The 22,903-nt window shown below is 60.6% G+C and carries 22 protein-coding genes, 1 tRNA gene and 1 pseudogene; 3 read left to right on the top strand and 21 right to left on the bottom strand.

Features of this window, described 5'->3' with window-relative positions; genetic code table 11:
- The first annotated feature begins 48 nt into the window (after positions 1-48).
- A complete protein-coding gene (locus tag OB03_RS04140; protein WP_461343310.1) occupies positions 49-405 on the top strand; it encodes a 5-carboxymethyl-2-hydroxymuconate Delta-isomerase in 357 nt (118 codons plus the stop codon).
- A gap of 15 nt (positions 406-420) precedes the next feature.
- Here OB03_RS04140 and OB03_RS04135 read toward each other — a convergent pair whose 3' ends face one another.
- The 20 genes from OB03_RS04135 to OB03_RS04040 all read right to left on the bottom strand — a co-directional run bounded on the left by OB03_RS04135 (position 421) and on the right by OB03_RS04040 (position 19,250).
- Entirely contained in the window at positions 421-759 is a 339-nt protein-coding gene (locus OB03_RS04135; protein ID WP_242913300.1) for a DUF3088 family protein, read from the bottom strand.
- The gene (locus tag OB03_RS04130) at positions 759-2,429 is read right to left on the bottom strand and encodes a ribonuclease J (RefSeq protein WP_461343309.1); all 1,671 of its coding nucleotides are present in this window, start codon (positions 2,427-2,429) and stop codon (positions 759-761) included. The genes OB03_RS04135 and OB03_RS04130 overlap by 1 nt, the downstream gene beginning before the upstream one ends.
- A 7-nt stretch (positions 2,430-2,436) precedes the next feature.
- A complete protein-coding gene (locus OB03_RS04125; RefSeq protein WP_461343308.1) occupies positions 2,437-3,240 on the bottom strand; it encodes a type III pantothenate kinase in 804 nt (267 codons plus the stop codon).
- On the bottom strand, positions 3,240-3,986 hold the full coding sequence (locus tag OB03_RS04120) for a biotin--[acetyl-CoA-carboxylase] ligase (protein WP_461343307.1): 747 nt from the start codon (positions 3,984-3,986) through the stop codon (positions 3,240-3,242). The genes OB03_RS04125 and OB03_RS04120 overlap by 1 nt, the downstream gene beginning before the upstream one ends.
- Before the next feature lie 6 nt (positions 3,987-3,992).
- Positions 3,993-5,435 carry an NADH-quinone oxidoreductase subunit NuoN gene (gene nuoN / locus OB03_RS04115; RefSeq protein WP_242913297.1) on the bottom strand — a complete coding sequence of 481 codons (1,443 nt, stop codon included), beginning with the start codon at positions 5,433-5,435 and terminating at the stop codon, positions 3,993-3,995.
- Positions 5,436-5,442: 7 nt separating this feature from the next.
- Complete coding sequence (locus tag OB03_RS04110; RefSeq protein WP_242913296.1) at positions 5,443-6,930, bottom strand: NADH-quinone oxidoreductase subunit M; 1,488 nt, start codon at positions 6,928-6,930, stop codon at positions 5,443-5,445.
- Positions 6,931-6,934: 4 nt separating this feature from the next.
- Positions 6,935-9,010 carry an NADH-quinone oxidoreductase subunit L gene (gene nuoL / locus OB03_RS04105; protein WP_461343313.1) on the bottom strand — a complete coding sequence of 692 codons (2,076 nt, stop codon included), beginning with the start codon at positions 9,008-9,010 and terminating at the stop codon, positions 6,935-6,937.
- Between the two features lie 14 nt (positions 9,011-9,024).
- Positions 9,025-9,333, bottom strand: coding sequence for an NADH-quinone oxidoreductase subunit NuoK (nuoK, locus tag OB03_RS04100; protein WP_242913295.1), 309 nt, complete (start codon positions 9,331-9,333; stop codon positions 9,025-9,027).
- The gene (locus OB03_RS04095; protein WP_242913294.1) at positions 9,333-9,959 is read right to left on the bottom strand and encodes an NADH-quinone oxidoreductase subunit J; all 627 of its coding nucleotides are present in this window, start codon (positions 9,957-9,959) and stop codon (positions 9,333-9,335) included. Before OB03_RS04095 ends, nuoK begins: the two co-directional genes overlap by 1 nt.
- Before the next feature lie 110 nt (positions 9,960-10,069).
- Complete coding sequence (gene nuoI / locus OB03_RS04090) at positions 10,070-10,561, bottom strand: NADH-quinone oxidoreductase subunit NuoI (protein WP_242913293.1); 492 nt, start codon at positions 10,559-10,561, stop codon at positions 10,070-10,072.
- A 205-nt stretch (positions 10,562-10,766) separates the two neighbouring features.
- A complete protein-coding gene (locus tag OB03_RS04085) occupies positions 10,767-10,991 on the bottom strand; it encodes a hypothetical protein (protein WP_461343306.1) in 225 nt (74 codons plus the stop codon).
- Positions 10,992-10,996: 5 nt separating this feature from the next.
- Positions 10,997-12,076, bottom strand: coding sequence for an NADH-quinone oxidoreductase subunit NuoH (nuoH, locus tag OB03_RS04080; RefSeq protein WP_242913291.1), 1,080 nt, complete (start codon positions 12,074-12,076; stop codon positions 10,997-10,999).
- 3 nt (positions 12,077-12,079) lie between these two features.
- Entirely contained in the window at positions 12,080-14,125 is a 2,046-nt protein-coding gene (gene nuoG / locus OB03_RS04075) for an NADH-quinone oxidoreductase subunit NuoG (protein ID WP_461343305.1), read from the bottom strand.
- 5 nt (positions 14,126-14,130) lie between these two features.
- The gene (gene nuoF / locus OB03_RS04070) at positions 14,131-15,444 is read right to left on the bottom strand and encodes an NADH-quinone oxidoreductase subunit NuoF (protein WP_242913289.1); all 1,314 of its coding nucleotides are present in this window, start codon (positions 15,442-15,444) and stop codon (positions 14,131-14,133) included.
- A 6-nt stretch (positions 15,445-15,450) separates the two neighbouring features.
- On the bottom strand, positions 15,451-15,720 hold the full coding sequence (locus OB03_RS04065) for a hypothetical protein (protein ID WP_242913288.1): 270 nt from the start codon (positions 15,718-15,720) through the stop codon (positions 15,451-15,453).
- Positions 15,720-16,388 (bottom strand): NADH-quinone oxidoreductase subunit NuoE, encoded by a 669-nt coding sequence (nuoE, locus tag OB03_RS04060; protein ID WP_242913287.1) that lies wholly within the window; start codon positions 16,386-16,388, stop codon positions 15,720-15,722. The genes OB03_RS04065 and nuoE overlap by 1 nt, the downstream gene beginning before the upstream one ends.
- Positions 16,385-17,563, bottom strand: coding sequence for an NADH-quinone oxidoreductase subunit D (locus OB03_RS04055; protein WP_461343312.1), 1,179 nt, complete (start codon positions 17,561-17,563; stop codon positions 16,385-16,387). The genes nuoE and OB03_RS04055 overlap by 4 nt, the downstream gene beginning before the upstream one ends.
- Positions 17,564-17,662: 99 nt before the next feature.
- The gene (locus tag OB03_RS04050; protein ID WP_461343304.1) at positions 17,663-18,286 is read right to left on the bottom strand and encodes an NADH-quinone oxidoreductase subunit C; all 624 of its coding nucleotides are present in this window, start codon (positions 18,284-18,286) and stop codon (positions 17,663-17,665) included.
- Entirely contained in the window at positions 18,283-18,903 is a 621-nt protein-coding gene (locus tag OB03_RS04045) for a NuoB/complex I 20 kDa subunit family protein (RefSeq protein ID WP_242913285.1), read from the bottom strand. The genes OB03_RS04050 and OB03_RS04045 overlap by 4 nt, the downstream gene beginning before the upstream one ends.
- On the bottom strand, positions 18,873-19,250 hold the full coding sequence (locus OB03_RS04040) for an NADH-quinone oxidoreductase subunit A (RefSeq protein ID WP_242913284.1): 378 nt from the start codon (positions 19,248-19,250) through the stop codon (positions 18,873-18,875). The genes OB03_RS04045 and OB03_RS04040 overlap by 31 nt, the downstream gene beginning before the upstream one ends.
- Positions 19,251-19,652: 402 nt before the next feature.
- On the opposite strand from OB03_RS04040, the gene OB03_RS04035 reads away from it, so the two are divergent.
- Positions 19,653-19,729 (top strand) — tRNA-Asp (locus OB03_RS04035).
- Positions 19,730-19,836: 107 nt separating this feature from the next.
- Here OB03_RS04035 and OB03_RS04030 read toward each other — a convergent pair.
- Entirely contained in the window at positions 19,837-21,090 is a 1,254-nt protein-coding gene (locus OB03_RS04030) for a glycosyltransferase (protein WP_427846572.1), read from the bottom strand.
- Between the two features lie 271 nt (positions 21,091-21,361).
- Here OB03_RS04030 and OB03_RS04025 point away from each other — a divergent pair.
- Positions 21,362-22,903, top strand: a pseudogene (locus OB03_RS04025) (autotransporter outer membrane beta-barrel domain-containing protein); the annotation flags it as partial.

Here is a 22,903-nt window from a genome sequence, read left to right as displayed (position 1 = left end):
CAGCCCACGCACGGCGTAGATGACAGTCACCCAATCTCAGGACCCGTCATGCCACAGATTACGCTCGAACACTCCACCCATTTCGACAACGCCGACTTCCGCGCACTGGCGCTGGACATCCACCATCTGTGCGAAGTGCATACCGGTGCGACGCTGGAGTCATGCAAGACCCGGATTGTACGGGCAGAGGATCTGGTGATTGCGGACGGATCGCCTGCTCAGGCCATGGTGCACTGTGATCTGCGCATCCTCACGGGACGCACGCAGGAGCAGAAGACCGCTCTGGGTCAGGCAGTGCAACAGGCCATGGTTGCGGCTTTGACCCAATATGATGGTCCGCGCCAGATCAGCGTGGAGATCGGCGAACTGGACAAGCCCAACTATCACAAGGTGACAGCGGGCTGATCCGGTCCAATCCCTTTAGGGGTGCGGGCGGCCAATACCGTAGCGGGCCGCCCAATACGGCAGAATGTCGCCGTCCTTGAGATATCGCGCCCCTGTTTCGGCGCTGACGAGAGCATCCGGCCAGTCAAACTCGCCGTCGAGGATCAACATAGGGCAGGATTGGTCGGCCTCCCCTACTTCGGCCACCACGAGCGCGCGCGGGCGCGGGTGGTCGACATAGGTGATGGTCATCTGCTCGCGCAGGCGCGGATAGAGGCCGAGAACGCCTTCGATCATCGCGCCCGGCGGGCAGAACCATGGGCCGCCCTGATCGTCGTGCCAATCCGGATTGAGCAGGTACAGCCTGTCGGTCATCAGAGCCTCAGAACAACCGTTTCAACGATTGGACGACGGCCCCAGACGCGCTGGCTGGCCTTTTTCAGCGTCCGAGCCACAGCCTGTTCGATCACGATCTCGTCCTCAAGGGCTGCACCCTTCAGGCCGTTGACCGTATCTTCGACGCGCTCGGCCAGATCATCGAGGACTTCTTCGAGCTTGTTCTTCTCGTCGCCCGGAAGGCCGATCGAGCGGATGTCGATATCACTGACGATCTTGCCGCGCTTGTCGAGGGCGAAGGACACCACCAGCATACCGTTGCTGGCGGCGTGCTTGCGCTCGCGCAGGGCTTCGCCGTGTTCTTCGACCAGCATGCCGCCATCAACGAACAGACGGCCAGCCGGAACCTCGTCGATAACTTCGACCATGCCCGGTGCCAGACGAACGATTTCACCGTTCTTGGGCGTTGCGGTCTGGGACACACCCAGATCGCGGGCAAGGTTGGCATGCTCGATCAGGTGGCGACGTTGGCCGTGGGTCGGGACCGAAATCTTCGGCTTGGCCCACTCATACATCTGGCGCAGTTCGTCACGGCACGGGTGGCCCGAGACGTGGATGCCGCGGCTGTCCTTCTCGGTGTAGATACGCACGCCCTTCTCGGCCAGCTTGTCCTGCAGACGGGCGATGCCCAGCTCGTTGCCCGGAATGACGCGCGACGAGAAGATGCAGTGGTCGCCAGCACCCAGACGCACGAACGGGTGCGTACCATCGGCGATGCGCGACAGTGCAGCGCGGTCCTCGCCCTGGCTGCCGGTGCACAGGTACAGGATCTTGTCGGCGGGCCAGACCTTGGCCTCTTCTTCCGACAGGAACTGAACGTCGGCAAGCATACCGACCGACTTGGCGGCAGCCGTGATGCGGTGCATCGAACGACCCGCTAGCGCAACGCGACGACCGGCCAGTTCGGCAGCGTGGATCACGCTGTCCATACGGGCGACGTTCGAGGCGAAGCAGCCCACAGCAACGCGGCCCTTCAGCGGCTGGATCAGTTCAGCAAGCTTGATACGCACATCGCCTTCGGAACCCGCAACGCCATCAACGAATACGTTGGTGGAATCGCAGACCATGGCCAGCACGCCTTCGTCTCCGAGGCTGCGGATGAAGTTTTCGTCGGTCGGGGTGCCGACGACAGGCGTGTCGTCGATCTTCCAGTCGCCCGTGTGCAAGACGGTGCCCAGCGGCGTCTTGATGGCCAGACCGGTCGGTTCGGCAATCGAGTGCGTCATGTTGACGAACGTAACTTCGAACGGGCCGAGGTCGACCTTGCCGCCCAGTTCGACGATGTTCAGCTCGGCATCGTCCAAAACGTTACGTTCGCGCAGCTTTTCGCGAACGAGGAAGGCCGTGAACGGCGTGGCATAAATCGGCGCGCTGATGCGCGGCAAAATCCAGCCCAGAGCACCGATGTGGTCTTCGTGGGCGTGGGTCAGCACGATGCCGAGGATTTCCTCGCCTTCGAGGAAGGCCGGATCGGGCACAATCACGTCGACGCCCGGCGTCGACTGATCGCCAAAGGTCACGCCTACGTCGACGATGATCCATTTGCGATCATGCTCCGGCCCAAAGCCGTAAGCATTGAGATTCATGCCGACCTCGTTCGAACCGCCCAGCGGCAGGTAAACGAGTTCGTTCTGGGATACTTGAGTCATACAGTCCTTATCGGAGGTTATTCCGCCGCCAGATTTCCAAAAGGCCGCGGATGGTCAGGTCCGGATCAAACCGGTCAATACTGTTGCTCGCCCCTTCGAACAGAGACGCGACGCCGCCGGTTCCCACCACGGTCATCGGACGTCCCCACTCATCTTTGATGCGCGCGACGAGCCCGTCGATGAGGCCGACATAGCCCCAGAAAACCCCCGACTGCATCGAGGTGACGGTGTCGCGCCCGATCACGACGGACGGGCGTTGAATAGCGATGCGCGGCAGTTTCGCTGCCGCTTCGTGCAGAGCCTGCACGGAAAGATTGATACCCGGCGCGATGACGCCGCCCTCAAAGGCACCCGTGCCCGGGGCGTCACCAGCCGATACGATGTCGAATGTGGTGGCTGTACCGCTGTCGATCAACAGCAGGTCGCCGGAATAGGTCGTCAGGGCGCCAATGGCGTTCACCAGACGGTCCGCGCCCGCCTCGCTCGGCTTGGGGATGCGAACTTCAATGCCCAGCTCGGCATTCTCGCCGATCACTAGAGGTTCCACCTCCAGATAGCGGCGCGACAGGTTGCGCAGGTTGAAGATCGATTGCGGCACCACGGACGAGATAATACAGCCGTCCATGTCGGTCATGCCGATGCTGCGGCCGGTCTTGGCCGCCATCAGCACGAACAACTGGTGCAGCCAGACCGCGTATTCGTCGGCGGTGCGCGTGGCTTCGGTCGCGGTGCGCCACTGGGCGATCCAGCTTTCACCGTCGTGAACTGCAAATAGGGTGTTGGTATTGCCCTGTTCGATTGCCAGCAGCATTAGGCGTTCACTCCGAAAAACACGTCGCCTGCGGATACCACCCGCACGGTGCCGTCCGCCAACCTTAAACGCAGCGAACCGTCGGATTCGATCCCGTCGGCTGTGCCTTCCAGCGTTTCGTTGCTTAATCGGGCGATACAAGGGCCGTACAACCCCGGAGTGCGATCCACCCACGCCTGACGAACAGGCTCGAAACCCTGTTGCTGCCAGATGTCCAGCCAATGTTGGAAGGTTTCAGCCAACGCGTTCGCTCCATCTTCGAACGAAGGCGGCGAGACACGGTCGGCGGTTAGATGATCGGCGATAGCCGTCGCGGGACGTTCAAGGCCCGTCGGTGCTGTCAGCAGGTTCACGCCAATGCCGATGGCCAACCAGATATGCCCCGCCCCCAGCGGCCCGCTTTCAAGCAGGATGCCGGAAACCTTGCGACCATCCAGCAGTACATCGTTAGGCCATTTGATCGTCACCAGACTGGGCGGTACATAGCGCGCGACCAGATCATAGACCGCTAGCGCAGAGACAAACGTCAACTGCGAGGCCTCTATCGGTGTCTTTTCGAGGGTGAGCAGCAGGGTCTGGGCCAGATTGCCCGTATCGGTATCCCACCCGCGGCCCCTGCGACCGCGACCGGCGGTTTGGCGTTTGGCCGCGATCCACAGGGGACCGAACTCGCCCGCCTCTGCGCGGTTTCGCGCTTCGGCATTGGTCGAGTCGGTCTCCTGTAGGATCAGGACCGGAGCTGCCAAGGCTCCTTAACCTACGCCCACGCCAGCGGCCGCAGCCTTGGTGAGCGGCTCAAGCCAGGTCAGTGCGACCAGCAGAACCGGGAAGGCAAAGGCAGCCGCAGCCCAGCCAATCCATTGCGGGACAGCCGGAGCCTTGTCCGTCTTCACTTCGGTTTCAGCAGCGTCGAACCACATGACCTTGATGATACGCAGGTAGTAGAAGGCAGCCACAACCGAGGCGACCAGACCAGCAGCACCCGCCATCCAGTAGCCCGCATCAGCAGCGGCACCGAAGACGTAGAACTTGCCCCAGAAGCCCGACAGCGGCGGAATACCGACAGCCGACAGAGCCAGTACAGTCAGGGCAATCGCGGTCAGCGGACGTTCTTGCTTCAGACCAGCCAGATCCGAGATGTTGCGGATCGGACGGCCATTGCGGCTGAGCGACAGCAGGATGGCGAAGAAGCCGAACTGGTCGATGACATACAGGGTCATGAACATCAGCATGGCCTGAACGCCCATCTCGGTACCGGCAGCGATACCTAGCAGCGCGTAGCCGATGTTGATGATCGACGAGTAAGCCAGCAGGCGCTGGATGTCTTTTTGCAGCAGGCCACCGAAGGCGCCGACAGCAAACGACACCAGCGAGATCAGGATCACAACCTGTGCCCACTGGAAGTGCGCGAGGTTGAAGCCGTCGATCAGAACACGGGCGATCAGGATCATCGCTGCGACCTTAGGCGCCGTGGCGAACAGAGCCACAACCGGGGTCGGAGCGCCCTGATAAACGTCAGGCGTCCACATGTGGAACGGAGCAGCCGAAACCTTGAACGCCAGACCAGCGATCAGGAAGACCATGCCAAAGATCAGACCCGGACCCGGGTTGTTCGAGGCAAAGGCAGCGATTTCGTCGAACTTCATCGAGCCGGCGAAGCCGTAGATCAGCGAGGCACCGTACAGCAGGATACCCGACGAAAGCGCGCCCAGTACGAAGTACTTCAGGCCAGCTTCCGAGGCATGCAGGCTGTCGCGACGGTAGGCCGCGAGAACATACAGAGCCAACGAGCTCATCTCGATGCCCATGTACATCGAGATCAGGTCACCCGACGAAGCCATCATGCCCAGACCGATCGACGACAGCGTGATCAGGACAGGGTATTCGAACTTCGCCATGTTGTTGCGATGCATCCAGACGTCGCCCAGCACGATGGCCAGAGCAGCCGACAAGAAGATCACGGCCTTGCCGTAAACAGCCAGCGGGTCAGCGATGTAGGTACCGCCGAACGCCTGCCCCAGCGGGCCGGTGACGGTCAGAGCCGTCGCCGCCAGCAGCAGCAGGACCGACAGGCCCGATACCAGACGCGTGGACTTCTCGCCGGTGAAAGCACCGATCATGAGAAGGACCAGGCCGCCGACCGCGAGGGTAACCTCGGGGGCGGCGATTTGGAGTGCGGAGGACAGATCAGTCATTGTGCTCTCACCCGCCGATTGCTGCGCGATAGGCGGTGGTCAGGGCTTCAACCGAAGGCCCCGTGATGTCGAGGATGGCGTTCGGGTACAGACCCAGAGCCACGGTACCGATGATCAGCGGCACGAAGATAAGCAGTTCGCGCTTGTCGATGTCGGTGATGTTTTCCAGCTTCGGATTGGTGATCGGGCCGTACATGACGTTGCGGAACAGCGTCAGGGCGTAAACAGCCGAGAAGATCACACCCGAGGCAGCGATCAGAGCCGTCCAGGTCGAGACCTGATAGGCACCGGTCATCGTCAGCACTTCGCCGATGAAGCCCGAGGTGCCCGGAAGGCCCACGTTCGCCATGGTGAAGAAGAGGAAGATGGCTGCGTACCAAGGCATGCGAGCCGTTAGACCGCCGTAGAAGGCGATTTCGCGAGTGTGCATGCGGTCGTAGATCACGCCAACGCACAGGAACAGTGCGCCCGAGATCAGACCGTGGCTCAGCATCTGGAACACAGCACCCTGAACACCTGCGTCGTTACCGGCGAAGATACCCATGGTCACGAAGCCCATGTGTGCCACCGACGAGTAGGCGATCAGCTTCTTGATGTCGGTCTGACGGAAGGCGACCAGCGACGTGTAAACCACGGCGATAACCGACAGAGCGAACACCAGCGGGGTGAACATTTCCGAGGCCTGCGGGAACATCGGCAGGTTGAACAGGATGAAGCCGTAGCCACCCAGTTTCAGCATGATACCGGCAAGCATGACCGAACCGGCGGTCGGAGCCTGAACGTGGGCGTCCGGCAGCCAGGTGTGGACCGGCCACATCGGCATCTTCACGGCGAAGGATGCGAAGAAGGCCAGCCACAGCAGCGGCTGGACAGCCGGATCAAAGGCGTACTGCTTCAGCTCCGGAATGCTGGACGTGCCCGTCTCGTGGCGCATCCACAGCATGGCCAGCAGCATCAGCACCGAACCCAGCAGGGTGTAGAGGAAGAATTTGTACGAGGCGTAGATCCGGTTCGCACCACCCCAGATACCGATAACAAGGAACATCGGAACCAGAGTGCCTTCAAAGAAGAAATAGAACAGGAACATGTCCAGCGAGGTGAACACGCCGATCGCCATGGTCGCCAGCAGCATGAAGCAGACCATGTATTCGACGACGCGGTGTTCGATCGCCTTCCAGCTGGCGATGACGCACAGCGGGACAAGGAGGGCGGTCAGCAGCACGAACAGGATCGAAATCCCGTCAACGCCGAGGTGGTAAGCCGCACCGGCGAACCACGGCGCATATTCCACGAACTGATAGGCGGTGTTCGACGGGTCGAACTGGGCCACCAGCAGGATCGACAGAGCCAGACCCACCAGCGACGTGCCCAGTGCGATCCAGCGTGCGGCCGGGGCCGCAGCTTCCTTGCCACCCTTGTTCAGGAGGCTCGCGACGATGATCGCCGCGGCCCCGAGAAGCGGAAGGAAGGTAACGATGCTCAGAATGTGAGGCACGAGATTAAGCTCCCCACGTGAAGATCGCGAAGGCCAGGAAGGCCGCAACGCCGATCAGCATCACGAATGCGTAGAAATAAACGAAACCGGACTGGAAGCGCGACAGCCAGCCGCCCGACTTAAGCGATGCCCAAGCAGCGCCGTTCGGACCCAGACCATCGATGATCTTCACGTCGCCGACCTTCCAGAAGAAGTCGCCAAGAGCCTTGGTGCCCTTCACGAAGGTGACGTTGTAAAGCTCGTCCCAGTACCACTTGTTGTAGAGGAAGGTGTACAGCGCACCCTTCTTCTCGGCCATCTGCTTGGCGGTGCCTTCCTTCAGTACGTACAGTACGAAAGCGATGAAGGTACCCAGCAGGGTGACGATCAGCGGAGCCCACTTCACCCAGGTCGGAACGCTGTGGCTGTCGTGCAGCACGTGGTTCGACTCGAGCGTTTGGATAGCACCACGCCAGAACTCGCCCTCGTGATGACCGATGAAGTGCGGTGCAAAGACCATACCGGCGAACACAGCACCGACCGACAGAACCAGCAGCGGCAACACCATGATCCACGGGCTTTCGTGCGGTTGCAGCGGGCCGTGGTGGTGGTCGTCGTGCGCGTGGTCGTCATGAGCAGCGTGCGCGTCGGCGTGATCGTCATGAGCCACAACGGCCTGATGGTCGTCGTGGTGGGCAGCGCCCTCCTCTTCCTTCCATTGAGCCTTATTGTGGAAGGTCATGAAGACCAGGCGCCACGAATAGTAAGCCGTCAGCAGTGCTGCCAGAATACCGATGGTGAAGGCGAACATGCCGAAGACAGCATGACCCGAGGTGGCCGAAGCGTAGGCGCTCTCGAGGATCGAGTCCTTCGAGTAGAAGCCTGCAAAGCCGCCGATGCCCGGAATGCCCAGACCGGTGATGGCAATGGTGCCGATCATCATGGTTGCATAGGTGAGCGGCAGCAGCTTCCACAGACCGCCCATCTTACGCATGTCCTGCTCGTGGTGCATGCCGTGGATCACGGAACCTGCGCCGAGGAACAGCAGAGCCTTGAAGAAGGCGTGCGTGAACAGGTGGAACATGGCCGACTGATACGCACCTACGCCAGCAGCGAAGAACATGTAGCCGAGCTGCGAGCAGGTCGAGTACGCGATCACGCGCTTGATGTCGTTTTGCATCATGCCGACGGTCGCGGCGAAGATAGCCGTGATGCCACCGATGACGGTGATGAACTGGGTCGCGATTGGCGCGTGTTCGTACAGCGGCGACAGCAGGCAGACCATATAGACGCCTGCGGTCACCATGGTTGCGGCGTGGATCAGAGCCGACACAGGAGTCGGGCCTTCCATCGCGTCCGGCAGCCAGGTGTGCAGGAAGAACTGGGCCGACTTACCCATCGCACCGATGAACAGCAGCAGACCAGCCAGATCCAGAGCCGACCAAGTGTAGCCGAGGAATTCCCAGCCGGTGCCAGCCTTGGCAGCGATCAGCGGGAAGAGCTTGGCGAACTCGATCGTGCCGAACATCCAGAAGACGGTCATCATGCCGAGCAGGAAACCGAAGTCACCCACGCGGTTGACGACGAACGCCTTGATCGATGCAGCCGTAGCCGACGGCTTCTTATACCAGAAGCCGATAAGCAGGTACGAAGCGAGGCCCACGCCTTCCCAGCCGAAGAACATCTGCAGGAAGTCGGCAGCCGTCACCAGCGCCAGCATCATGAAGGTGAACAGCGACAGATAGGCGAAGAAGCGAGGACGGCTGTCGTCCTCTTTCATGTAGCCCCAGCTGTAGGTGTGAACCAGCGCCGAGACGCTGGTCACCACGATCAGCATGGTCGCCGACATGGCGTCGATGCGGATCGCCCAGTTCGACTGGAAGTCACCAACGTGGATGAACGGCAGCAGTTTGACGGTGAAGGCCTCGAGGCCACCCCACGTCCACTTGCTGAAGACGATCCACGAAATCAGGCACGACACGAACAGCAGGCCGGTGGTCACTGCCTGCGAGGCAATGTCACCGATCCGGCGTCCGAAGAAGCCAGCAATCATCGCGCCCAGCAGCGGGGCGAAGACGCCTAAAATGACGAGAGTTTGGATAGACACGGTCCCAATCAGCCCTTCATCACAGAGGCGTCGTCCACAGCGATGTCGCCACGGTTACGGAAGAAGGTCACGAGAATAGCCAGGCCAACGGCGGCCTCGGCTGCGGCTACGGTCAGAACGAACATCGCCATCAACTGACCCTCGACGTTGCCGAGGTAGCGCGAGAACGCGACAAAGTTGATGTTCACCGCCAGAAGGATCATCTCGATCGACATCAGGATAACGATGATGTTCTTGCGGTTCACGAAGATGCCGAACACACCGATGGTGAACAGCATCGCGGCGACCGCGAGGTAGTGCTGGAGCGAAATGTCCATCACAGGAGCTCCTCGGGTTTCACGCCGACGCCAGTAGCGGCCGACTTGATTTCAACAGCATCCACACGGCGACGGTTGGCTTGAGCAGCCAGATCCTGACGGCGAACGCCATCGCGCTTGCGCAGGGTCAGAACGATTGCACCAATCATCGCGATCAGCAGAACAATGCCCGCAGCCTGGAACAGGTAGACGTAGTCCGTATACAGGACTCGACCGATGGTTTCGGTGTTCGTCACGCCCTCGGCCATCAGGACCGGAGCGACTGCGTCCTTGGCAGCGCCGCCTTGCACAACGCTGAGCGACACCATGACCATCTCGGCCAGCAGAATGGCGGCCACGATACCCGCTAGCGGCAGGTAGCGCGCATAGCCTTCGCGCAGACGGACAAAGTCGACATCAAGCATCATGACGACGAACAGGAACAGAACCGCGACTGCGCCGACATATACCACCACCAACAGCATGGCGAGGAACTCGGCACCGAGCAGAACAAACAGACCGGCTGCCGAGAAGAACGTCAGGATCAGCCAGAGGACGGAGTGGACAGGGTTACGCGCGGTCACAACCAGGAGGCTGGAAACCACGGCAATCGTTGCCAGAAGATAGAAGGCCAGGCCTTGCAGCATGTGCGGGACGATGCCCCCTTCAAAACCATGGTTCAGACGAAGCCGGAACCATTCCAGAATTGCGGCCCCGCCCTACGGACGGGGTCAGTACGGCGGATTCGACGCGACCTTTAGCGGTAGGGCGCGTCGAGTTCCAGATTCTTCGCGATCAAACGTTCCCAACGGTCGCCGTTATCGAGCAGGCGTTCCTTGTCGTAGAGCAGTTCTTCGCGTGTTTCGGTTGCGAACTCGGAGTTCGGACCTTCGACGATGGCGTCCACCGGGCAGGCCTCTTGGCACAGACCGCAGTAGATGCATTTCACCATGTCGATGTCATAACGGGTGGTACGACGCGAGCCATCGGCACGAGGCTCAGCCTCGATGGTGATGGCTTGGGCAGGACAGATGGCTTCGCAGAGCTTGCACGCAATGCAGCGCTCTTCGCCGTTCGGATAGCGACGCAGAGCGTGCTCGCCACGGAAACGCGGCGATTGCGGGTTGCGCTCGAACGGATAGTTCACCGTCGCCTTGGGCTTCAGCATGTACTTCAGCGAAAGGCCAACAGCGCCGAACGCGTCGGTCAGCATCGCGCCCTTGGCCGCCTGAACGATACGGGTCAGCATTACGATCTCACTCCAGCGCACTCGCGTTTATAGCGTGCGCTATCCTTATCCAAAGTCTGACAAAGACGCTGTTTGTCAGCGTTTTGCCTCACGATTTCTTCCTGGCGACGTTCCCATTGATAGACCGACACAGGGTCGGCCTCATACGGGGTTCCGCACGCCGATAGGGTACAAAGACCCAAGACTGCAAGCCCGACGCGAACCATTATGTACGACAGTCCGGCGCGCCACGACGTGCCGCCTGCCCCATGGTCTCGCATCGAACGATCCGTTGCTGCTCGCCACGCGCCTCACGTTCACGACGTGCCTCGCGCTCGACCGACGATTCCGAACTGCGGTTGGCCTCGTAGTCATAGGGTTTCCAGTGGCTGCACGCCCCTGCCCCCAGACCGATAACCAACAGCGTCGAAATCGCAAGCGAACGGATCATACCCATCAGCCTCCTACGGCGAAGACGCGCCAGGCTGCCACGAACACCACGGCCACCAGCGACGACGGCAGGAAGATTTTCCAGCCCAGACGCATCAGTTGGTCATAGCGGTAACGCGGTACGAACGCTTTCACCAAGGCGATCATGAAGAACCAGAACACCGTCTTGATGATGAAGGTCAGCAGATAGATGGTGTAGCTCATCCACGTCGGCAGGCTTTCAAGGAAGCCAGCAGACAGGAAGCCCGGGTTCCAGCCACCGCAGAACAGCAGGGTCATCATCGCGCACATGAACACGATGTTAGCGTACTCGCCGATCATGAACAGCAGATACGGCGTCGACGAATATTCGACCTGATAACCGGCTACCAGTTCAGACTCTGCTTCAGGAAGGTCGAACGGCGGACGGTTGGTTTCAGCCAGTGCCGAGATGAAGAAGACGATGGTCATCGGGATCATCACGATGATCGTCGGCCACGTCCCTGCGCCACCGCCAAACACGTTCCAGTTCCAGAAGAAGCCGGCCTGCTGGGTAACGATGGTCGTCAGGTTCATCGTGCCAGCCAGCAGGATGACGTTGATGATGATTAGGCCCATCGACACTTCGTACGAAACCATCTGGGCCGCCGAACGCAGTGCGCCGAGGAACGGGTACTTCGAGTTCGAAGCCCAACCGCCCATGATGATGCCGTAAACACCCAGCGACGAGATCGCCAGAATGTAGAGAATGCCGACGTTCAGGTCTGCAATGACCCAACCCGGTGCAAACGGAATGGCCGCCCAGGCGATGAAGGCCAGGACGAAAGTGATCAGCGGCGCGAGAAGGAAGACTACCTTGTCGGCACCCGCCGGAACCACGATCTCCTTCAGCACGAACTTGAAGAAGTCGGCGAAGGATTGCAGCAGGCCAAACGGGCCAACCACGTTCGGACCCTTACGCAGCTGAACGCCCGCCCAGATCTTGCGGTCGGCCAGCAGCAGGAAGGCCAGAGAAATCAGGATACCGACGGTAACCAGCAGGATCCCACCAACAGTGATGAGGGTCCAGCCGACCGGCGTAGCCCAGAATGAAGTCGCAGCTTCCATGTCTTACTCCGCCGCCATAGCAACCGGCGCGACCCGTTCACGGGACAGTTCGGCCATGGTTTCGCTGGCGCGCGCAATCGGGTTGGTCAGATAAGGATCGGCAATCGGGGAAACGAAGGCGGTATCGCCCACATCACCCTTGGTACCGAGCGATGCCACGTCGAACGAAGCCGACGGAGCCAGATAATCGATACGGCCGAAGGTCGGAACGTCCGACATCAGCTTGGTACGCAGTTGGTCCAGCGTATCGTACGGCAGGGTTTGACCTGCGCGTTCCGACAGTGCGCGAACGATAGCCCAGTCTTCCTTGGCCTCGCCCTTCGGGAACACAGCGCGTTCAGCCAGTTGGACGCGGCCTTCGAGGTTCACATACAGACCCGACTTCTCGGTGTATGCGGCACCCGGCAGGATCACGTCGGCGCTGTGCGCGCCACGGTCACCGTGCGAGCCGAGGTAGACACGGAAAGCGTCCGAACCCGAAGCGTTCACTTCGTCGGCACCCAGCAGGAACAGAACGTCCAGCGCACCTGGCTTCAGCATGTCGGCAACAGCCAGACCGCCCTCGCTCGGCAGGAAGCCCATGTCCAGACCGGCAACGCGCGAAGCGGCGGTGTGCAGGACGTTGAAGCCGTTCCAGCCATCCTTGACGACGCCGACCTTCTTGGCGATCGCGCCAAGAGCGTTCAGCACAGCCGCGCCGTTTTCGTCAACCAGAGCGCCCATACCGACGATGATCGCCGGACGTTCAGCCTTGGTCAGGAACTCGGTTGCGGCCTTCGGCAGCTTGCCGACGGTCTTCGAGCCTTCGCCCAAATAGGCGTAGTCGTAGGTCAGATCCACTTGTTGACCGATGACACCAACCTCGGTGCGGCCTGTCAGCCAAGCCTTGCGGATACGGGCGTTGAGCAGCGGAGCCTCGACGCGCGGGTTGGCACCCACGATCAGGATAGCATCAGCGTTTTCAATGCCTTGGATCGAAGTGTTAAACAGGTAACCTTCGCGCGAACCGCCCCCGATTGCAGCGCCGTCCTGGCGGCAGTCGGTGTTGTTCGAGCCAAGTGCGCGGAACAGGTCCAGCACAGCCTTCATCGATTCAGCGTCTTGCAGGTCACCCGCAATCGCGCCGATGCGGTCAGCCGGAGCGGCCTTCAGCTTGGCAGCGACGACGTTCAGGGCTTCATCCCACGACGCAGCGCGCAGCTTGCCGTTTTCACGGACCCACGGACGGTCGAGACGACGGGCTTGCAGGCCGTCGACGGCGTAACGCGAACGGTCAGCCAACCACTCTTCGTTGATGCCTTCGTTTACACGCGGCAGCACACGCATCACTTCCGAGCCACGGTAGTCGGCGCGGATGTTCGAACCCATGGCGTCCATGACGTCGATGGTTTCGCACTTGCGCAGTTCCCACGGACGATAGTGGTACTGCCACGGGCGGTGCGTCAGAGCGCCAACCGGGCACAGGTCGTTGACGTTACCCGACAGTTCGCTGTCGATGTTCTTTTCCAGATAGGTCGTGATCTCGGCGCTTTCGCCGCGCGAGATCATGCCGATGTCCGGAACGCCAGCCACTTCGGTGATGAAACGAACGCAACGCGTGCACTGGATGCAGCGCGTCATAAAGGTTTTCACCGTCGGGCCCATGTTCTTTTCTTCTACGGCGCGCTTGTTCTCGCTGTAACGCGAGCCGTCGCGGCCATAGCCGACTGCCTGGTCTTGCAGATCGCACTCACCGCCCTGATCGCAGATCGGGCAATCCAGCGGGTGGTTGATCAGCAGGAACTCCATCACACCTTCGCGGGCCTTTTTGACCATCGGGGTGTCGGTGAAGATTTCCTGGCCGTCAGCAGCCGGAAGCGCGCACGAAGCTTGTGGCTTCGGCGGTCCAGGCTTCACCTCGACGAGGCACATGCGGCAGTTGCCGGCGATGGACAGGCGTTCGTGGTAGCAGAAGCGCGGGATTTCCTGCCCGGCGCGTTCCGCGACCTGCAGCACGGTCATGCCCTGCTCGAACTCAACCTCGACACCATTTACCTTGGCGATAGGCATTACGATTACTCCGCCGCGATCGTGTGGCCGGCGAAGTTCGCGCGGCTGCTACGGTAGGTGTTGATGCGGTCTTCGATCTCGTGACGGAAGTGACGGATCAGGCCTTGGACAGGCCATGCAGCAGCGTCACCGAGAGCGCAGATGGTGTGTCCTTCGACTTGACCGGCCACGTCCAGCAGCAGGTCGATTTCCGAAGGATCGGCATCGCCGACGGCCATACGTTCCAGCACGCGCCACATCCAGCCGGTGCCTTCACGGCACGGCGTGCACTGGCCGCAGCTCTCGTGCTTGAAGAAGTAGCTGATGCGGGCAATGGCGCGGACGATGTCGGTCGACTCGTCCATGACGGTGACGCCAGCGGTACCCAGCGACGAGCGCAGTTCACGCATGGAGTCGAAGTCCATCAGGGCGACTTCGGCTTGTTCGCGGGTGATGACGGGGCACGAAGCACCGCCCGGAATGATGGCTTTCAGGTTGCCCCAGCCGCCGCGCACGCCGCCGCCGTGATCTTCGATCAGTTGGCGCAGCGGGATCGACATGGCCTCTTCGACCACGCAAGGCGTGTTCACGTGGCCAGCCAGCGACATCAGCTTGGTGCCGGTGTTGTTCGGGCGACCGAAGCTGGCGAACCAGTCAGCACCGCGACGCAGGATGGTGCCAACCACAGCGATCGATTCCACGTTGTTCACGGTCGTCGGGCAGCCGTACAGGCCTGCGCCAGCCGGGAACGGCGGCTTCAGGCGCGGTTGGCCCTTCTTGCCTTCCAGCGATTCCAGCAGAGCGGTCTCTTCACCGCAGATATAAGCGCCGGCACCGTGGTGGATGTAGACGTGGAAGTCCCAGCCGTGGACGTTGTTGTCACCGATTAGCTTGGCCTCATAGGCCTGCTTGACGGCGGCTTCCATACGCTCGCGCTCCAGCACGTACTCGCCGCGCAGATAGATGTAGCAAGCATGGGCCTGCATCGCGAACGAAGCGATCAGAGCGCCTTCGATCAGCAGTTGCGGATCATGACGCATGATCTCGCGGTCTTTACAGGTTGCGGGCTCGGATTCGTCGGCGTTGATGACGAGGTAGTGAGGACGATCCTTCACTTCCTTCGGCATGAACGACCACTTCAGGCCGGTCGAGAAGCCTGCGCCACCGCGACCGCGAAGACCCGAGGCCTTAACGTTATTGATGATCCAGTCGCGGCCAAGGTCCAGCATGTCCTTGGTGGCGTTCCACGCGCCGCGCTTCTTCGCCCCCTCAAGACCCCAATCATGGAAGCCGTAGAGGTTGGTGAAGATCCGATCCTTGTCTTCGAGGATTCCGACCATGGTTCCTTAAAGTCCTTCCGCCATGCGGCGTTTGTGGTGGCGGGTGCGTTGGAAGATGGCGGCAATGACCATCACCCATCCTGCGAACAGCATAGCGTACGCAACCGGCACCGCATCTTCTGTCAGACCCAGCTTGCCGTCACGGGACAGCACGACGAGCAGAGCCGCGACCACGATCAGCACAAAGCCGCCCAGACGCAGCTTCCAGCCCACGCGCTTCAACTCGGCGCGATAGGCTGCCCTGCCCTGAGGTGTTTCGAGGTCCGGCTTTGCCATTACGCGTCAGCCTTAACGGGTTCGGAGTTCGGCAGCTTGTCGATCGGCTTGGCAGCCGAACCGTCGTACAGCGCCGGGTCCAGCAGGACCTTGGCACCACCGATCGGTGCCGAGTTATGGCGACCATTGTACGGACCACGCTCCGGCTGCTTGCCAGCGGCGAAGTCGTCAATGATCTGAGCCATGTTTTCCGGCGTCAGGTCTTCGTAATAGTAGTCGTTGATCTGGGCCATCGGGGCGTTCGAGCACGCGCCAAGGCATTCAACTTCCTGCCAGGTGAAACGACCGTCGGCGGAAAGCTTGTCCTTCGGACCGATCTTTTCCTTGCAGACGCGCATCAGGTCTTGCGAGCCGCGCAGCATGCACTGGGTCGTGCCGCAGACCTGGATCAGAGCGACCTTACCGACCGGCTCCAGCTGGAACATGGTGTAGAAGGTGGCCACTTCCAGAACGCGGATGTAGGCCATGCCCAGCAGCTCGGCGATAGCGCGGATAGCCGGCTCGGAGACCCAGCCTTCCTGCTTCTGCACAAGCCACAGCACCGGGATCACAGCCGACTGGCGGCGCGATTCCGGATACTTCTTGATCCACCATTGAGCCTTTTCCATCGTCTCTTTCGAGAACTCGAAAGAGGCCGGTTGCTCTTTGGCCAGACGACGAACGCTCATCGGTCCACTTCTCCGAACACCATGTCGAGCGAGCCAAGGATGGCCGAAACGTCAGCCAGCATGTGGCCACGGTTCATCCAGTCCATAGCCTGCAGGTGGCGGAAGCCCGGTGCAGACAGCTTGACGCGGTAAGGTTTGTTGGTGCCATCCGACACCAGATACACGCCGAACTCGCCCTTTGGCGCTTCGACAGCCGCATACACTTCACCTTCAGGCGTCTTGAAGCCTTCGGTGTAGAGTTTGAAGTGGTGGATCAGCGCTTCCATCGAGCGCTTCATCTCGCCACGACGCGGCGGGGTGACTTTGTTGTCTTCAGCCAGAACCGGCTCACCGGGGCAGTTGCGCAGCTTGTGGATGCACTGCTCCATGATGCGGACCGACTGGCGCATTTCTTCGACGCGGCACAGGTAACGGTCCCAGCAGTCGCCGTTCTTGCCGACAACGATGTCGAATTCCATGTCGGCGTAGCAGTCGTACGGCATCGCCTTGCGGATATCCCACGCGATGTCAGAGCCACGCAGCATGACGCCCGAGAAGCCCCAGGCCAGCGCGTCTTCCTTCGACACGACGCCGATGTCGACGTTGCGTTGTTTGAAGATGCGGTTTTCGGTGACCAGCTTTTCGATGTCGTCCAGGGCGCGCGGGAACTCCTTGCACCACAGGTCGATGTCGTCGATCAGCTCCGGCGTCAGGTCCTGATGGACGCCGCCCGGACGGAAGTAGTTGGCGTGCAGACGGGCACCACAGGCGCGCTCGTAGAACACCATCAGCTTCTCGCGCTCTTCGTGGCCCCACAGCGGCGGGGTCAGAGCGCCCACGTCCATGGCTTGCATGGTCGAGTTCAGCAGGTGGTTCAGGATGCGGCCGATTTCCGAGTACAGCACGCGGATCAGCTGACCACGATACGGCACTTCGACACCGAGAAGACGCTCGATGGCCAGGCAGAAGGCGTGTTCCTGATTCATCGGCGACACGTAGTCGAGACGATCCAGATACGGGATGTTCTGCAGATAGGTACGCGATTCCATCAGTTTTTCGGTGCCGCGGTGCAGCAGGCCGATGTGCGGGTCCACACGGGTAACCAGCTCGCCGTCCAGCTCCAGCACCAGACGCAGCACGCCGTGCGCTGCCGGGTGTTGCGGGCCGAAATTGATGGTGAATTTGCGATCGTCCATCGCACGGGCGTGCGGGGTCAGGCCGTCTTCGTAATCCTCAAACGGATCAACTGTGACACCAAGCGGACGCGCGGGGGTGTTGTTTCCATCAGCCATGGATCAGGCTCCCGCTTTCTCGTCGCCCGGCAGGACCGGAGCCGGATAGTCGGCACCTTCCCACGGCGAGAGGAAATCAAAGGTACGGTATTCCTGAGCCAGTTTCACAGGCTCATAGACCACGCGCTTCTGCTCTTCGTCGTAACGAACTTCGACATACCCCGTCATCGGGAAGTCTTTACGCAGCGGGTGACCCTGGAAACCGTAGTCGGTCAGGATACGGCGCATGTCGGGGTGATCCGAGAAGATCATGCCGTACATGTCGAAAGCTTCGCGCTCGAACCAGCCAGCCGACGGATAAACCGAAACGACCGACGGGACCGGCTTCAGTTCGTCGGTCTGAACCTTGACGCGCAGGCGCGCAGCGCGGGTCAGCGACAGCAGGTGATAGACGACTTCGAAACGGTCTTCGCGATCCGGATAGTCTGCACCGCAGACGTCCATCAGCTGCTGGAAGCCAAATTGGTCCCGCAGGCTTTGCATCACCGAAACGATCTGCTCGCGCGGAGCGATCAGGGTCAGTTCACCAAAGGCAACGACGGCCTCGACACCGAGAGCCGCCACCATTTCCGTACCCAGCGGGGTCAGGGCCGACTCACGCTCGGCCACGCGGACGAGTTCGCTCATCGTTCGATGCTCCCGGTACGACGGATCTTCTTCTGCAGTTGCAGGATACCGTACAGCAGAGCCTCGGCGGTCGGCGGGCAGCCCGGGACGTAAACGTCAACCGGAACCACACGGTCGCAACCACGAACGACACTGTAGCTGTAGTGGTAGTAGCCGCCGCCGTTGGCGCACGAGCCCATCGAGATGACGTAGCGCGGGTCAGGCATCTGGTCATAGACCTTGCGCAGAGCCGGAGCCATCTTGTTGGTAAGGGTACCAGCGACGATCATCAGGTCCGACTGGCGCGGCGAACCACGCGGAGCCGTACCGAAACGCTCGAGGTCGAAGCGCGGCATCGACAGGTGGATCATCTCCACTGCGCAGCACGCCAGACCGAACGACATCCACATCAGCGAGCCGGTACGGGCCCACGTAATGACGTCGTCCAGCGAAGTCGTCAGGAAGCCTTGCTCACCCAGTTCGGTGTTCACAGCTTCAAAGAATTTATCGTGGACCTTGGGGTCATAGCCCTCAACGGTCGAACGCGCGGCGCTACCTGCCGGCACCAGCGGCGACGCCGGTGCGATAAGCGACGACGAAGGCGTGATCACTGCCATTCCAGTGCTCCCTTCTTCCATTCGTAGATAAAGCCCACGGTCAGTACGCCGAGGAAGACCATCATCGACCAGAAGGCAAAGACCATCTGTGCGTGCGAGAGATCAAACAGCGACACAGCCCACGGGAACAGGAAGGCTACTTCGAGGTCGAAGATGATGAAGAGGATCGAAACCAGATAGAAACGGACGTCGAACTTCATGCGTGCGTCGTCAAAGGCATTGAAGCCGCACTCATAAGCCGAGACTTTTTCCGTATCCGGGTTTTTAGGTGCCAGAACCCATGCGGCCAGCATGAATGCCGAGCCGAGAACAATGGCGATCCCCAGGAAAACGACGATCGGTAGGTAATCTAGAAGAAATTCATTCATTCGAGCTGCCTCGCCCGCCGATGGAGGGGGCGGATTCGGCGCTTCTTAGACCCAACTCCGCCAGTGTTCAAACCCATGAAGCCAATAAGTCCACATTGAGAATGTTTCGCAAAAAGCGGAGGATTTCATAGGCCTGCGTTACGCAACGAAAACCGCACAGTTGGTGACGTCTGAACGCGGGTTATGTTCCGAATATCGGATAAAGCGGAATTTCAGCTTGGCCGCTTAGACACTTCTATATGCGGGCAGTTTCCTACCTCCTTCACTGCCGCCAAGTGTCGGATTTTTTCGTACAATTTTCGAAAAAATGCATTTTCTTCGCTCGGGTCGCTTGACCTGAACGTAGGGCCTCAGTAAACGACCCTCCTCGCCGCGGCGCACTAGACGCCTCGGCTGGGAAACGCGGGTGTAGCTCAGTTGGTTAGAGTGCCGGCCTGTCACGCCGGAGGTCGCGGGTTCGAGCCCCGTCACTCGCGCCACTCTTCTTCTAAAGTCTAGGAAGCAAGAGTGGCGCATCCGCCCTTCCCTCTCTCCTCACAATCGAAGATGCCAAGCCGCACACGATAATGCCGTGCGCGGCCTTCTGCTATCCATCGAGCGTCAGTTGCGATTCCGCCATAGCGAACTCGGGGCAACCGCTGAGGTCGCCGTAGAGCATGCTCAGTTCCTCGAAGACGCGATTCCACGCGAACTGTTCGACCATCTTCACGCGTGCTGCACGGCCCAAAGCTTCAATGTCCCGCTCGAACAGCGCGGTAATGGCCTCGGCATAAACATCGGCCTCGGCGCGCGGAGCCAACTGGCCGACCGAGGAATCAACCGTTTCAGCGACACCGCCAGAGTTCACCCCGACAACAGGGCGTCCACAGGCCATAGCTTCCAGAACGATAAGGCCGAACGGCTCCTTGTCATTGGCATGCACGAAGGCATCCACGCTCGCCACGATCTTTGCGACAGCCTTTGGATCCTTCTCATACTCAAGAGAGATCACACGATCCTCTGCCGGCATGCCTTGACCGGCGCCCACAAGAATCAGGTGGTACGGGTCGCCCAGCTTTTGGACAGCCTCGATCAACACCTCGACATTCTTCTCCTTGGCCGGACGACCGGCAAAGCAGAGGAGACGGGCGTCTGCCGGGAGGCCAACCTTCTTCAACAGCCAGTCGCGATCACGTCGCTCTGGCGTAAAGGTGTCAATTTCCACGCCGAGAGGGCGGATGAAAATATTGCCGACACCGGCCTCTTCGAGACGGCGGGCAATGAAGCGGCTCGGGGAAACCACGCGGTCAAACTGCGAGAACAGTTTGGCCCAGCGCTTTTCGACAGGCCTCTTGGCCCATTCGCCGAAATGCAGAGCGGCCAATGCTGCGGGGTCGGAGTGACAGAAGCCTACAACCGGAGCGCCAACCCGCTGACCGGCCTCAAGCGCACCCTGCCCCGCAGTATAGGGGTCACCGGCTTCAATGACGGATGGATTGAGGGCCGAAACCCATGCTCCCCATTTGCGCACGGAACTGGGCCAGCGATAGCCATCCCCGAACGGCAGCTTGGGTGACCGGATTTGGACAATGCCATCCCTGCCAACCTGATGCTTTGCACCCGGGACCACCAGTGTGTGATCGACGCCCGGACGGTTCTCGGCCAGCCAAGCCTGCTTGGCGAGCAGATAGCGCTTCACACCACCCGAGCGGGGCGCGAACAGCATAGTCGTGTCCACAAGCCGCGGACGGTCGCTGTTGGCCATGCCTTTCAGCCGCTGGAGCGTTGAACCGATCTGTTCATCCAGCCCAGGAAGCAAACTGAATTCGGCTTCCTGAATGTCGACTTGGCTCATGGATATCTTACCTCTGGCGCGGGGATCACCGTAACGCACAACCCGCCTGCAGGATGCCATCCAACATCAACGAATCGCACAGTCCAGATGAACGAAAGCTGACGCGACATCTCGCATATAAATCTTGGTAATGTGACCCTGCACTTTGACCTCTAAAAGGGCCGGTTGGTCTTGCATTCGCCTCAAATCTGAGAAACTTGGGGTCAACGAGTGATTGTCCTGCTAAACGCAGACTTTGCTACTTTGACGACTGATTGCATCGAGGGGTTAGTTTCGAATGCGTGCACTACTGGCTACAGCGGCAGCGATAGCTCCTCTAGTTGTCGCGTCGGGCGCTTGGGCCGAGCAGGTCGTGTCGACCGCTCGTACGACGCCGATCAACACCGCCAACGCCACCGGCTCCGCTCCGGACAGCATCCGTATCGCCGGTAACGGCTCGATCGCGGTTGCTAACGGCGCAGCCGTCACTGTTGATTCTTCGCACGACTTCAAATTGGAGTCCGGCGGTTCGATCAACATGGACAAGTCTGCAGACGGTTCGACCGGTGTATTGGTCCAGCCGGGCCACACCAGTGCCGTGGTGATCGGTGGTACGGTCCGTGTACTGGATTCGATCGAAACCTATCCGGACACCGATAAAGACGGCGACCTCGATGGACCATGGGCAAGCGGCAGCAACCGTTATGGCGTGCGCTATGCCGGTCCGGGAACTTCGACCGGCCCGCTGACGGTAGAAACCTCGGGCAATATCCTCGTCGAGGGTAACGACTCGCGCGGTATCTCGATCGAGAGCAACCACAACGGCGCAGTGACTACCCTTGGTGCCGTCACGGTCTTCGGCGACCGCAGCACCGCCGTGCACATCGGTGGCGACCAGACCGGCAACGTCAACCTGCTGGGCAACATCAAGGCAACGGGCGAAGGCGCTACGGGCATCGATGTACAGGGCGACGTGAATGGTCGTTTGAACATTCAAGGTCAGGTGACCGCGACCGGTTACCGCTACACCACTCGCCCCGCCGATAAGCCGACCAGCGGTGCCATCGACGGCGCGATCTATTATCAGAACCTCGAGCCTGACGACCTGCTGCAAGGCGGTCCGGCCGTGAACATCGCGGGCAACCTTAGCCAGGGCCTCCTGCTGGATGCTGCACCGACGTACCGCACGGGCGGCGTCGACGGTGACGATGACGGCGATGGTATCAAGAACGGTGACGAGGATGATGACGGCGACGGCATCAAAAACTCTACCGACACCGACCGCGACGGCGACGGCATCCTCGACTCGCTGGAAACACGCGCGGCCATCACCTCGTTCGGCAGCGCTCCGGCTGTTCAGATCGGGTCCACCAGCCAAGCCATCACGCTGGATGTCGTGGGCACGGGCTCGAATGCATACGGCATCGTAAACCGTGGCCTGATCAACGGCGCAGGCGTTTACGACAACGTCGACAGCACCGGCCTGCGTGTGGGTGTCGACGGTGGGCAAACCGTCACTGTCGCTGGCGGTATCAGCAACGAAGGCGAAATCGTCGCCAGCTCGCTGCACGGTAACGCCACCGCTGTCCGTCTGGGCCAGGGCGCGACCACCCCTACCCTCAACAACACCGGCACGATCCGCGCTACCGGCACTTCCAACGTCGCACGCCAATTCACGGCAATCGACGTCGGTACGGGCGCTTCGCTCGGCAGCCTGACCAACACCGGCAACATCATCTCTGACGTGACCGGCGGCAAGGCCTCGGCCACTGCCATCAACGACGTCAGCGGTTCGCTGAGCAGCATCACTAACAATGGCACGATTGCCGCTCTGATTTCG

It is taken from the genome of Brevundimonas sp. GN22, assembly GCF_054824005.1.
The sequence above is the reverse complement of the archived record's forward strand: the minus strand, read 5'-3'. Positions and strand labels throughout refer to the sequence as shown.

What these genes read in the sequence shown, in the direction of transcription:
- OB03_RS04140 (WP_461343310.1), top strand. Translation starts at nt 49, where the DNA reads ATGCCACAGATTACGCTCGAACACTCCACCCATTTCGACAACGCCGAC.
- OB03_RS04135 (WP_242913300.1), bottom strand. Translation starts at nt 759, where the DNA reads ATGACCGACAGGCTGTACCTGCTCAATCCGGATTGGCACGACGATCAG.
- OB03_RS04130 (WP_461343309.1), bottom strand. Translation starts at nt 2,429, where the DNA reads ATGACTCAAGTATCCCAGAACGAACTCGTTTACCTGCCGCTGGGCGGT.
- OB03_RS04125 (WP_461343308.1), bottom strand. Translation starts at nt 3,240, where the DNA reads ATGCTGCTGGCAATCGAACAGGGCAATACCAACACCCTATTTGCAGTT.
- nuoN (WP_242913297.1), bottom strand. Translation starts at nt 5,435, where the DNA reads ATGACTGATCTGTCCTCCGCACTCCAAATCGCCGCCCCCGAGGTTACC.
- nuoK (WP_242913295.1), bottom strand. Translation starts at nt 9,333, where the DNA reads ATGGACATTTCGCTCCAGCACTACCTCGCGGTCGCCGCGATGCTGTTC.
- OB03_RS04095 (WP_242913294.1), bottom strand. Translation starts at nt 9,959, where the DNA reads ATGCTGCAAGGCCTGGCCTTCTATCTTCTGGCAACGATTGCCGTGGTT.
- nuoI (WP_242913293.1), bottom strand. Translation starts at nt 10,561, where the DNA reads ATGCTGACCCGTATCGTTCAGGCGGCCAAGGGCGCGATGCTGACCGAC.
- OB03_RS04085 (WP_461343306.1), bottom strand. Translation starts at nt 10,991, where the DNA reads ATGATCCGTTCGCTTGCGATTTCGACGCTGTTGGTTATCGGTCTGGGG.
- nuoH (WP_242913291.1), bottom strand. Translation starts at nt 12,076, where the DNA reads ATGGAAGCTGCGACTTCATTCTGGGCTACGCCGGTCGGCTGGACCCTC.
- nuoG (WP_461343305.1), bottom strand. Translation starts at nt 14,125, where the DNA reads ATGCCTATCGCCAAGGTAAATGGTGTCGAGGTTGAGTTCGAGCAGGGC.
- nuoF (WP_242913289.1), bottom strand. Translation starts at nt 15,444, where the DNA reads ATGGTCGGAATCCTCGAAGACAAGGATCGGATCTTCACCAACCTCTAC.
- OB03_RS04065 (WP_242913288.1), bottom strand. Translation starts at nt 15,720, where the DNA reads ATGGCAAAGCCGGACCTCGAAACACCTCAGGGCAGGGCAGCCTATCGC.
- nuoE (WP_242913287.1), bottom strand. Translation starts at nt 16,388, where the DNA reads ATGAGCGTTCGTCGTCTGGCCAAAGAGCAACCGGCCTCTTTCGAGTTC.
- OB03_RS04055 (WP_461343312.1), bottom strand. Translation starts at nt 17,563, where the DNA reads ATGGACGATCGCAAATTCACCATCAATTTCGGCCCGCAACACCCGGCA.
- OB03_RS04050 (WP_461343304.1), bottom strand. Translation starts at nt 18,286, where the DNA reads ATGAGCGAACTCGTCCGCGTGGCCGAGCGTGAGTCGGCCCTGACCCCG.
- OB03_RS04045 (WP_242913285.1), bottom strand. Translation starts at nt 18,903, where the DNA reads ATGGAAGAAGGGAGCACTGGAATGGCAGTGATCACGCCTTCGTCGTCG.
- OB03_RS04040 (WP_242913284.1), bottom strand. Translation starts at nt 19,250, where the DNA reads ATGAATGAATTTCTTCTAGATTACCTACCGATCGTCGTTTTCCTGGGG.